This is a genomic window from Leuconostoc rapi (assembly GCF_016908715.1).
GTDB lineage: Bacteria > Bacillota > Bacilli > Lactobacillales > Lactobacillaceae > Leuconostoc > Leuconostoc rapi.
Genome location: NZ_JAFBEK010000010.1, coordinates 1 through 12846, shown reverse-complemented (window position 1 = coordinate 12846; position 12846 = coordinate 1). Strand labels below are relative to the sequence as shown.

The 12846-nt window shown below is 34.8% G+C and carries 10 protein-coding genes and 1 pseudogene; all 11 read right to left on the bottom strand.

Annotated features, from left to right (window positions below; all coding sequences use genetic code 11):
• Positions 1 to 55: 55 nt before the first annotated feature.
• A complete protein-coding gene (locus tag JOD28_RS08380; protein ID WP_204770370.1) occupies positions 56 to 265 on the bottom strand; it encodes an accessory secretory protein Asp4 in 210 nt (69 codons plus the stop codon).
• Positions 266 to 282: 17 nt separating this feature from the next.
• A complete protein-coding gene (gtfB, locus tag JOD28_RS08375; protein ID WP_204770369.1) occupies positions 283 to 1608 on the bottom strand; it encodes an accessory Sec system glycosylation chaperone GtfB in 1326 nt (441 codons plus the stop codon).
• Positions 1601 to 3109, bottom strand: coding sequence for an accessory Sec system glycosyltransferase GtfA (gene gtfA, locus JOD28_RS08370; RefSeq protein WP_204770368.1), 1509 nt, complete (start codon positions 3107 to 3109; stop codon positions 1601 to 1603). The genes gtfB and gtfA overlap by 8 nt, the downstream gene beginning before the upstream one ends.
• Positions 3110 to 3124: 15 nt before the next feature.
• Positions 3125 to 4153: pseudogene (locus JOD28_RS08365) on the bottom strand (sugar transferase).
• A 4-nt stretch (positions 4154 to 4157) separates the two neighbouring features.
• A complete protein-coding gene (gene secA2, locus JOD28_RS08360; protein ID WP_204770367.1) occupies positions 4158 to 6530 on the bottom strand; it encodes an accessory Sec system translocase SecA2 in 2373 nt (790 codons plus the stop codon).
• A gap of 15 nt (positions 6531 to 6545) precedes the next feature.
• The gene (locus JOD28_RS09790) at positions 6546 to 7055 is read right to left on the bottom strand and encodes a hypothetical protein (RefSeq protein ID WP_239531177.1); all 510 of its coding nucleotides are present in this window, start codon (positions 7053 to 7055) and stop codon (positions 6546 to 6548) included.
• 83 nt (positions 7056 to 7138) lie between these two features.
• A complete protein-coding gene (gene asp3, locus JOD28_RS09785; protein ID WP_239531175.1) occupies positions 7139 to 7537 on the bottom strand; it encodes an accessory Sec system protein Asp3 in 399 nt (132 codons plus the stop codon).
• A gap of 7 nt (positions 7538 to 7544) precedes the next feature.
• On the bottom strand, positions 7545 to 9086 hold the full coding sequence (asp2, locus tag JOD28_RS08350) for an accessory Sec system protein Asp2 (RefSeq protein ID WP_204770366.1): 1542 nt from the start codon (positions 9084 to 9086) through the stop codon (positions 7545 to 7547).
• Complete coding sequence (gene asp1, locus JOD28_RS08345; protein WP_204770365.1) at positions 9079 to 10665, bottom strand: accessory Sec system protein Asp1; 1587 nt, start codon at positions 10663 to 10665, stop codon at positions 9079 to 9081. Before asp1 ends, asp2 begins: the two co-directional genes overlap by 8 nt.
• A 32-nt stretch (positions 10666 to 10697) precedes the next feature.
• Complete coding sequence (gene secY2, locus JOD28_RS08340; protein ID WP_204770364.1) at positions 10698 to 11966, bottom strand: accessory Sec system protein translocase subunit SecY2; 1269 nt, start codon at positions 11964 to 11966, stop codon at positions 10698 to 10700.
• A gap of 103 nt (positions 11967 to 12069) precedes the next feature.
• A partial coding sequence (locus JOD28_RS08335) for an LPXTG cell wall anchor domain-containing protein (protein ID WP_275587495.1) occupies positions 12070 to 12846 on the bottom strand: 777 nt, incomplete at its 5' end.

Genomic DNA, 12846 nt, shown 5'->3' with positions numbered 1-12846 from the left:
AAGTCTGTTATATCTATAAAGTATATAGCAATAGGTTATTTAATTTAATCGACATCTATTTAACAAATAACTGAATCACAATAACCACTAACCCAATAATGATACCCAATGCCATAATCGTAGCTAATAATGTTTGCAGCTTTTCATAGCGGTTTCGTACTTTTTTTGGTTGAGGAACTTTATAACGTGCCTGCTCTAATCGCTCATCGATTTCATGCTGCAATGGATCTTTCTGATACTTATTCCTACCCTGTTGGTCACTCATAAACCACTCCATATTACTTAATTAATACCACTTTTATAATCACTAATACTGCTTTGGTTCGCATGCTGTTGTTGTTGTTGTAATAATGACAATAAGTACTGTCGATCACCAACACACTGTTTCATAACGTTAATTAAGCGCGTTGAATGATTTGTCGCGACAACATATTCCGGTAATGTAAAGTCTTTATTATGGGCAGTATTTTCAAAAGAAAGAACCAATAAGTTGTTCAAAAATGCTTGACGCACGGCAGACAAGATTTCTACACCGTGATTAACATCTAAATAGAAGACACATGTTGCGAACAACTCATTAATGGTATTGTAATTAATATTGGGATATAAAGTCACATTTTGATAAGCTATCAAACGCATAAGCTTACTTGACATTTCAGTCAGTGCACCAATATGAAAATGGATATTTGATAAACTTTCAATCATCTGTGTGATTTGTTCTATATTATCGGAGTTGGTTAATATAAGTGCATTGTTTTGTTGATGTGTATGTGTCTTAATTGGATAAATATAACCAATATATGATATTTGGTTAGCAAATCGTGGATATTTTGTTTGCACTTTTTCATAATCCGCTTTGCTTTGAAAGATTACTTTTTTAGTTCTACCTTGATTTTCTAACAAATTAAGCATATTCCCCGGTAAATCAACATCGTCGCCTAAGGATTCTTGCCAAAATAAGATATCATCTCCAGATTGATTTAACTGATATGAGACAAGGAACGGTACAGATAATGAATTATAAAAAATACGTTCTATATGACCATAAACAGTCTGTAAGTAGTAGATTACAAAATCCGAACGTGATTTAAACATGTAAACATGATCATTTAAATTTAAAATGATATCCTTTGTCACATGATTTTCAACTATCTTTTCATGGTTATCTACACTGTAATAAGTTGTTATTGTTGGCTGATTCATCAAATTATAATTCGTATGTGCAAATCTGTAACCATTTTTACTATAATGATCAACACTACGAATATTGCCAGCCAAATCAAGCCACTCAACCTTTTGAACATACCGCCTATGAGCCATACTTGGTACATAAATGATGTTTGCCATTTTTTTATTTTCATTATATATAGCCGCATTATTATTATTACCACGAATTTCCCAAAATTCAGGACAACGCACTTGATTAAAATATAACGGTTGCCCGTCTTGCTCATACATTCTTGTGTAATAGGAAAAGGGTGAATTAGCATGATCTGGTAAAAAACCATCTTCCGTCACAACAACAGTTGGTTGCATGAAATCAGCTGCTCGTAAAGAATCGAACAGATCTCGACTTGTTTGTGTAAATTCATCAAATAAATTAATCATTTAATACCTCGTTTATCAAGTTGTCCCATTTTTGTTGTACGTCCCCGACAACATAATCTTGTGCAATCTGATAAGATTGCTGTTGAAAATCTGATAATTCATGCTTTTTAAAAAGTTTAACAATATGATCTGCTAACTTGTTAATTTTACTTGTCACATCATCTGACTTGTCATACGCTATTAAATAACCATTCTGTTCATTCTGAATAAAGGTTTGATTACCATAACGTACATCAAACCCCATAATTGGCAATCCTGACCCAACTGCCTCCATTAGAGTTAGTCCAAAACCTTCGCTAGTCGAAGCAGAAATGTAAGCATCATATTCTTGATAAACTTGCGTTAAATCCATATGTCCCATTAATTTTATATCATTTTGAGCACCATTATCATTAATGATTTTCCGAATTTTTTGTTCGTCACCACCTCTACCGTAAATATCAAATGTGATGTCTGGTATAATTTTTTTTGCTTTAATCACTGCACTCACTAACCAATCAACGTGTTTTTCATCTGCTAATCGTGAAGCTGTGATCAATGCATGTTGTTTTCTTGTCTTTACAGGTAACCGTAATTTTTCTAGGTTACCCACAGGAATTGCAACGATACGCGGTGTATATTGTGTATATTGGTCAAAATGCTGTCTCAGTAACTTTTTTTGTGCTATTGTTGCTGTGATAAAGAAATCAACTTTTTTAGCTTGATCAAACTGATATTCATAAAAATTGTTCCATAAAATATTTTGTGCGTCAGTTTGATTATCATTGAAATGCTCTGCATGAACAACAACACCTAATTTAGCCGGTGAACTATATTTAAAAATCGTGTTACCAATATTAGTCGCGCGGTCTAAAATAATCATATCATCTTTTGTCAGATTTAAAGATAGTAACAAATAAGCTATTAAGCCTTGTTTGCCGTAGATCACCTGATCTTTAAAACGAAACATGGTGCTCTTACCATCAACTATTTCTTCGAAAGCTATGGATTCATCTTGATTAAAGAAATGTCTCTCATACACGTAGGCTCGATTGTCTCTGGGCGCATAGTACTCTGAAAACAACTTAGTATGGGTATAGTAATCTTTGCGAATTAATTTACCCCGAGAAGCATACTCTGCTCGCTCGATAACTGCTTTATTTTTTTTTGCAAAATAGGCAGTAATCATCAAATTGTCTTTATCGAATATATACCTTACATAATCTTCATGTTTCTCAACACGATCAAACACCTTACTAAAGCTCGTTTCTAACTGTGTCAATGTGTAAGATGTCGGTTCGATTTTAATATCTGAAAAATATTGATAAATCCAAATAATCTCATCATCAACAAATCCAATGTTTTGTGTTAAATGCTCAATATTGTCGCCCGTTATCAAGTCTAAAAACACAAATTTAGCTCTTTGTTTTAATTTTCTAAAAATTTGTGCGCGATACAATTGTGCGTATTCAACACCACTACTTGCCCAACCAATACCTAAATTAAAATTATAAATTGTCATATATTATTCCCCTCTTTAGCATGTCAATAATCGGTGAATTGTATCAATTAATACTTTTTTAGTAAAATAACCTTGCCGGATTAAATAACCCACTTGTCTAACATGATTAGCCATATCTTGATACTGTTCTTCTGTAGTATGCGCAATAAGCTGATCTATCTCGGACAATGATGACACAATCATGCCCAAATTATTTTCTGTAATAAAGCTTTAGTTCGAAATACCTTTATTCACAATAACTGGTAACCCCGCAGCTAAATAAGTACTTAATTTATAAGATATGTTTCGCTGTGAGTAGGCACGTTCTGATTGGTTATCAATATTTTCACTCCATACCAAACCAAAACCACTTGTTAATTGACGTAATAAGTCATCGTCTGGCAACCAACCTCGATAACTTACTTGCTCATTTAAGCTACTTATCGTGGATCGTGAAAACACCTGAAGTTTAGTTTGACTATGCCAATTTTGAACAAATGGAAAACGTACAGCGGATCCAGCAAAATTAATAAGTGGCTCGAAAATTGGTTGTTTGGGATCAAAATTTGTAACATGATCCCAAACATGTTGCACGGCAATACTATTGACTACTAAACCAGCATGTTTTAGTGTCTTAAGCATTTCATCTGAAGGCACAATAATCGATTCAGCTTTATTATATAAATCAATTGTTCGCTGCATGAGATAGTAATTATTTTCAAACATTAACGGCACAACATCATGTATCAAAACAGCGATTTTAATATCTGAATAACCTAAAAGTTTATTAATAAGCAGCTCATCAAACTCAATACCATTCCAGCTAGGGAGTTGGACTACAACAATGTCATGATTTGAAACACCGGCTAGCATACCATCGATACGCTTACGAATTTCTTGTGGCGTATCGGTATGAATTGGATACGAATAGATGCCAATTTCATTAAAACCAATTGATTTAGCAACCTCGGTTACCATATTTTGTGCAATCATAGCCGTACTTGAGGGCGATTGCCCATAAATATTTGTGATATGCGTTCTCAAAATGTTGTCCTTTCTGACCATAGGGTTATGGAAATGAAACTATGATTTCACCGCTTTTTTCTCGCTTAATTGTACTCAACATGATATTTTTTAGTACCAGTTGATCAACTTGCTGACACATTTTTTGATATGACGCAATAGCCTCTTTTTGATACTCAAAGAGCGGATTTTGTTGTGAAAATTTTCTATCCGTTACAACTTGACGCAATTGTTGTAAATTATCAACTTGCTCAACCCAACCAACATCAATTGCTTTTAAAACACAAAGTCTCTGAAAATTGACTGTCTGTGTCGTGGATTCTAAAATCTTTCTTTTTCTCTGTATTTCCTCGCTTACCATTCCTAACAATTGCGATGACAAATCATCAAATTGATTAGGATTTAGAACATCATCGTCTTGTTTTAAATTATAATTCATGTGATCTAGAATGTATCTTTTCAACAAATTAGGTGTTAATGACATGTTCTGTTGCAAAAAAAGAGTGATTTCTCGATACGAAGCAGCTAAAACTTCTTTCTCTAATGTGCGATTTAATCTGAGTAACTTATTACGTTCCTCATAGACTAATGTACGCTGTATTCTCATACTTTCATCAAACTCTAAGGCATTCAGCCTCGCTATACGCCCTTGGCTTTCTTCGGAAAATTGCGCCTTGTCCACACTGGTTTTGAACCTTTGCTGGGTTAGCTCATGAAGATGTTCCAAATCAATTTGTTCCGCAAATTTTTTATAGTATCGGTGCGTCCGTTCAGAACCACGTTTAATTATAATATCATCCTCTAAACTCACAAAAAACTGGCTAAATCCTGGATCCCCCTGTCGACCTGCACGCCCACGAAGTTGTAAATCAATTCGCATGCTTGTCATACGCTCAGTACCGATAACAGCCAGTCCACCTAATTCCGCAACACCTTTCCCCAACTTAATATCTGTTCCTCTACCAGCCATGGCAGTAGCAACAGTCACTGACCCCAGTTGCCCAGCTTCAGCAATAATTGCTGCCTCTTTAGCGATGTTTCTTGCATTTAAAACATTATGTGGAATACCCTCACGCAACAACATTTGTGAATAAATTTCAGATATTTCTACTGATCCTGTCGCTAACAAAACAGGTTGCTTATTTCGATAGCATGCTTTAACCAAAGCCATAGATGCATATAACTTTTCAGGTAAGCTGACATAAATTTTATCTGGTAAATCTTTTCTGATTATTGGACGATGCGTTGGAATAGCAATGACTGTCATGTTATATGTTTCAATAAATTCTTCTTCGTTAGTTTTACCAGTCCCCGTCATACCAGCTAATTTTTTGAACATCCTAAATAAGTTTTGATAAGTGATTGAAGCCATGGCACGTGTTTGTTGTGTTATAGTAAGCCCTTCTTTAGCTTCAATGGCCTGATGTAATCCGGCCTGTAACTTTGTACCAGACATCACACGTCCGTTCTTACTGTCCAATAATTTAATTTCGTCGCCATTAATCACATAATCTTGATTGATCTTAAATAATTCCTTTGCCTGCAAAGCCAGTTCAATATGTCTGATTAATAAGTAATTATCCGCAGAAAACAAGTCAGACTTTTCAAAAAAACGTTTTGCTTGTTCGATACCTTGAGTTGTTAACCAAACATGTTTCCTTTCATCATCAAGATCATACTCTGAATTTTCAGATAACGTTAAAACAAATTGGTTAACAACATGAAACAGATTCGACTGCACACGAGGCGATCCAGAAATAATCAACGGCGTTTGGGCAGAATCTAATAAGATAGCATCAACTTCGTCTAAAATAGCGTAGTTAAAGGGGCGTAAAAATTGATTATCTTGGCTATCCACTAAATTTTCTTGCAAATAATCAAATCCTACTGCATCGTTAGTTGTATACAATATATCAGCTTGATATATTGCCTTTTTTTCTTCGACAGTATAACGATAATTAGGATCCTCATTAACACCTACCGCAAGGGTTAGACCCAACCATTCATATACTTTTCCGAGCTCATAGGCATCACGACTAGCTAAATAACTATTCGTTGTAATCAACATGACCCCTTTACCAGTTAGAGCGTTTAAATAAATGGGCAACGTGGCTGTTAATGTTTTTCCTTCGCCTGTTTTCATTTCAGCGATGTTTCCTTGATGCAAAACAATGGCCCCTAATACTTGGACATCATAAGGAAATTTTCCAAGTACTCTTTTATCTGCTTCTCTTATTGTCGCAAATGCCTGCGGTAACATATCGTCTAAAGATACGCCTTCACGCAATTGTTGCTTTAACAAACCTGTCTGTTGCTTGAGTTCAACATCTGTCATTTCAGACATCTTACCTGTCCAATGATTGACTTGTCTCAAAATTTTTTTTATTTTTTTAAGACGCATACCATCTATACTGAACATACTAACCTCCAAACACTAATTAATAGTATTGATATAACTTTTTAAACGTGATGATTTATCTAATAAATTAGCCACAATTTGTAAGCTTGAACTCATCGGATCAACATGATGATATATTGTCTTTGGTGTCTCATCAAACGATTTTTTTGCCGTTATAAATTTTTCATAGCCGTCTGTATAAATCATGTTCCTTGATGCAGATAACTGACCATAATCCGAAGAAACATAGGCAAAACCCGAGTCTATTTGGTTTGAATAATATAGCGCCGCAGCACTAGAAATTGGCCCATAGCCAATAAAATTAATGGTTTCAATATCATATAATTTTTGTAATCGATCTAACATTAAAATAATGTCTTTTTCAATTTGTTTACTGAGATAAAATTGACCGTATAGCCGGCTACTCGTTATTTGGATGACATCAGGAATTTGATCGCATATGTCAGCCGGAACAGTCGCAATTGTACCAATCGCTGGTTCAGTAAATATCACGTGTAAATCACGTGATTCTACGGTCTCATTCAAAACATCAGATACATGCAATCCTTGATCATTACTGATCTGCTGTTCATCAAACTTTGCATCATTAATTTCAATATTATGGAAAACTATTTTTTTACTCCCACATTAATCAACTCAACGTCATATGCGTATGCGTTCTCTGGATACCTAAATTTTCCAACCTTGTCCTTGATAGTTATTCTGTCAATTATATTTTCATAGCGATCATAAAATTTAAGTTGAAGATACATGGCTTTTTCAGGTACAATTGACGCGTTAAGTGTTAACTGGTATTCGGTACCTGCTAATAGTAGTGGTAACTGTTTTCCCGAACGTTGCGTTTGATATTGACTTAATGATTGCCAAGAATGTACTATACTCCCGACGGAAAATAAATCATTTTGAAATATAACATGATCTTTGGTTATATAATTTATTGTTGATCCGTACATATATGTCTTACCAATGTTTGATTGCCAATAGATAACAGCGTGCTGGTTAACCATGTTTTGATCACTTTCTTGGAAATTTATCTGCCAATATTCTCTGATATTGCGCAAAAAACCATTTATTAATTGCTGGTGAGTCGTCGTTATGTCGTCCTGCAATGCCCTTACTAATGACAATGGCACGGCTCTGACTTAAACTCGTTAACAAATCATGATATGCTGTCACATCATAATCATCATCTTTCATGTACGCAATGGCCAGAACAGTTTCATCCAAGTTGGCATGATTAAATCGTTCCCAAAACCGTTGATTTAACCTATCAACATGTTCTATAGACGTACCGCCTGTCATTGATAATAGTAGGTCTAAAGAAGTTGGAAAACCGTTCGGACGAACTAATTTTTCATTCGCTGCAATATTTCCTAAGTTTACGAGCGGCTTACCAACAATAATGGCACGGGGCTCTAACTGGTTTGCGTAATAAAGTGCACCAAACGTACCCATGGATAACCCAGATAAAATCAATTGCTTTGTTGTAAATCCCAATTCAGTTATTTTTTGCTGAATAATTTCAACCACATCATTTTCCAGTTCAGCACTACCTACATAAAATGCGCCGCCTTCCAAACGTGGATCAGCTATCAGTAAAAATGGTGCGCCTAGGTTTTTCATCATCCAGTAACCTTCAAATCCTTCAGCAGAACGATAACCAGAAAAATAAACGTTGAGTGGTGGTTGCATGTCACCAGGATGAAAATAAGTCATAATCTCTTCATGATGATTATCAACTAATCGTTTACCACCTAAAAGTAATTGACCGTAATTTTTTCTAGCCAGACGATTGTGAAGATTTCCAACTTTAACATATCCCTCTCCTTGTATTTTTAAAGACACTGACAAATAATAATCAGAGTTAGCATGATTTTCAATCAACAATGGTGCGTACATGTCATGTTCTAGTACTTCCCACTGTTTTAAAATGTGAGATGTTCCTGCCGCAATCATTTGTACATTCAACGCAATCATGGCATCCTTACTCGCTTCATATTCCAACCATATTTCATGATTATATTTTGAATCTGCAGCAATGTTATACTGCCATGATAGTATAGGTATTAATTGCCTGCCGAAATTACCGGTTAATTGTAAATTAGTATTACCATTATACTGAACCTGTCCAGTATAATTGGGTGATATTTGCACTTGGCTAATATTAAGTTTCTCACCATATTGCCCAACAAAAAAATATTTACTTAAATCATAAATTACTTGATCAATATTTTTCATATCAATTTTTTGTGCGTGATATATCGTTAATAAGTTCAGTAACTGTGAATCCTTCACAATCTGATTTTCATCAATTAAAATCGTATAGGGGTCGGCTATTTTAAAAATAACTTCATAATTTTTAAGTCCGTCACTCTCAGTCAATAAAATAGCTTCAAATTCAGGCTTTTCATTGTCATCTTTTAACAATTGTGTGATATAGTTAGACACATTTTCATTCGTTACAAAATGCCACTCAACTGATTGATCGGCTAACTTGACCTGATCTAACCAGTTATAATCGCCAACCTGTAAAATACGAATTATCTTATCATTCATTATGTTCACCTAGCAAACGTTGCCATTGATTAACAATTGCGCCATCTGTATACTGTCTAATTTGCCGCACTGAATAGACGAGTGATTCATTCCAATGTCGTAACCCATTAAAATAATAGGTAATTGCTTGATTTAATTCGGATATTTCTTGTAGGATGAGCCCATTTTTCTTATCAACAATGTAGGGTGAAGTAGTTAAGTTAATTTGTGGAATACCCGCACTAATTCCGGCTATTTGAATGTAAATATTTGGTCTCCTACTCACATCAATAATTAAACGCACGGTTTTAAACGCTTGAATAATAGCATTTTCCGTTTCAAAGGTTTCGATCCGAACACGTTTGTACAAATCAACTACCTCAGATTTCTGATCCGTATTGCTTTCAGATGTCTCAAGTTGATTTTCACCAGTTTCACTATCTAGTGGGATATCAGTTAACACGTCATTCATTTCTAAATGAAAATATTGAGCCAATGCTTTTTTTAGATACACTTCGAGGCTTTTGATATTATTTTTCTCTGAACTGGCAATACATAATTCAATTAAAGGATTATGTGTCATAGCTGCTAGTATGGTTGTTAACACAAAAACAATTTGATTTTCTGGCATTTCTTGGACAGTCAAAAAAATTTTGAGCCCCTTAACTTGCTGACTATTGCCTAACTGAAATCTAGTATCATAGGGTGATATGTGCTGTAACTTAGTCACAAGTTGACTATTATTATTTGACAACACAATTTGTTTGATATCTTCTAATTGGCCTTGCGTATCTGTAATCGCAAAGTTGGCTACTGATAGTTCTTCTATTAATAATTGGTCGTTTTTTTTATAATCGTATCTATTTCTAAAAAAAGAAAGCACTAAATTTTTAGGACGATGTGCTAATTTTAGTAATTTTTGATTGTATTTTTCATGTGCTGCAATCACTAAAGTTGACTGACCTAAATCAGATGCACTATTAAAATGATCATTAATCACCTCTTGAATCAAGTTATTTAAATTTTGGTAACCACGCTTATCAAATCGTTCATAAAATAATGGGTTCACAACCACTGCTTCTCCTTCGGATAAATATGTCACCCGAATTTGCCATAAGCCAGCACGGTCTAGATATTCTTGAGTAGTTTTTTTACCCATCTCAAAATGAACAATACTAGACAAAAATCCTCTATCATCAAAAATCAAAGCCTTGCTTATTTGATCATTATCAAAATAATTAATAGTTGATAATTGGGATTCTATACCAAATGACACATCTGCATATATTTTCCCCTTAACAACCACATTAATGCGGAATGGTGTGTAGACAAACTCTGCTGCTGCTGGCCAATCTAAGTCATTAAAATCAATTATTTTAGCATACATATCTGTTACATTTTGTATCGTATCAAAAACTGACCAAGATGTTTCCAATGACAACCCTTGTTGATGCAGAAAACACCTCATTTGTGGTGCATAATCCCAAATAATTGTTTCCGACTTTTCATGGGCAGATTCAAACATTCTGATTTGATTGACCGTATCATCAAAAGCCGTTGTCTTGTTTTCACCATACCAATAAGGTACAAAATAAAACATACTTTAATCCTCAGTTCTAAATAAATCATTATTTATTTTTCAAAAAACAGCGCACTGTAGTTATTTTTTGTGATTAATGCCTTCATTTGATCAGTGACATTAATCACTAAGCTGACCAAAATAATGACAGAACCAGCTGTAAGTGCATACTGCGTATATTGCTCATCAATGGCACCCAAATACAAGGGAAATCCAGCAATTAGACTCATATATAGTGCACCAATGCTTGATAAGCGTAAAACAACGTTAGTTATGTAAACTCTCGTTGCGTCACCTGGTTCAACATGGTCAATATAATCTCCACTTTGTTGCAAATCCTCAGCAATTTGATCTGGGTTAATATTAATAAACGCGAAACCAATAGACAATACGATTAGAATGACAATATATGCTGTAACACCTAAAGGCTGAGTAATTGCTATATTATGTAAGACACCCTCAACTATGCCATTATTTGGCAGCCAATAATTGAGTGCTTGTAAGAGATACTGTGGTAAGACCAACAACGTCATACTATACATCAACGGCATGCCCCCGGCTGGATTAATTTGAATTGGTAAATATGATTGATGATAAAAACTGTTATTGATCATAATTCTTCTCACGGGTATCTGACGTTGAGCTCTTTGCATGGTCACAGTGATTAACACTAGAAATATAATGCCAATTATCACAACAAAAGTTAAAATTACTGAATTAACATCAAAACCCGAACGTATATTTTCTATCACATATCGTCCCACTTCTGTGGGCCAATTAATTATCAGACTTGCGAGAATCAACACTGTAGGTCCACCGATTCCCAGTATGTCATTGACATTTGATAACCAGATTAGAAATAACGATCCTGTTACCATAATCAGACTGATTGTAACCATTGCACCGGTTTTTGTTTGCGCGAAAATGCTTATTCTCGGATTAATGTCAATGTTACTAATGATGGCAATCGATTGTATAAAGGCGATACTAATAGCTATGCTTATTTTATAAAAGTAGGTGCGTTCCATAGGTATTTTCTTGAGATCAAACTTTTTAATCAGGGTGAGCACACGCCATAAAATCATCGCCGACATCCATGGACCCAACCCTAAAGCAAAAAGTGACATACGACTCAAATCACCACCCGTTGTGCCACTAACAATTTTCAGTAAATATTGATTATTTAAAAATCTTGTTACCTGGTTAACGTTTACACCCGGAATAAGTATATTTCTTCCAATTAAAAATATAAAAATAATTAAACTCGTCCACAATATTTTTTTTAGTAATAACTGGTTATTGTTGACACTTGTCCCCTTCAATATATGCTCCTATTTTTACAAAATTTACTATATGTACTGCCAAAACAGCGTGTATCGATCACACGTTGTTTTAACACTGTCAAATCGAAATTTGGATAAATTTCTACTTTTTATTTCTCTTTGATTTTTTAACTACTACAGTTGTTGCTAATAGTCCAAGCCCAACTAATGCTGCACCATTAGTTGTTATATTTTCTGAATTTCCTGTATTTGGTAATACAGCATCTTTAGAAACTTTTTGATTTTTAAATCCATTTTCTGATGATGATTCGCTCGTTGACTCTGATCCAGATACAGATTCACTCGTACTAATTGATTCTGAGCCTGATACGGATTCACTCGTACTAATTGATTCTGAGCCTGAAACTGACTCACTTGTACTAATTGATTCTGAGCCTGAGATTGATTCACTCGTACTTACTGACTCTGAGCCTGATACGGATTCACTCGTACTAATTGATTCTGAGCCTGAAATTGATTCACTCGTACTAATTGATTCTGAGCCTGATACGGATTCACTCGTACTGATTGATTCTGAGCCTGATACGGATTCACTCGTACTAATTGATTCTGAGCCTGATACGGATTCACTTGTACTAATTGATTCTGATCCTGAGATTGACGCACTCGTACTTACTGATTCTGAGCCTGAGATTGATTCACTCGTACTAATTGATTCTGAGCCTGATACGGATTCACTTGTACTAATTGATTCTGATCCTGAGATTGACGCACTCGTACTTACTGATTCTGAGCCTGAGATTGACGCACTCGTACTAATTGACTCTGAGCCTGATACGGATTCACTCGTACTGATTGATTCTGAGCCTGATACGGATTCACTCGTACTAATTGATTCTGAGCCTGATACGGATTCACT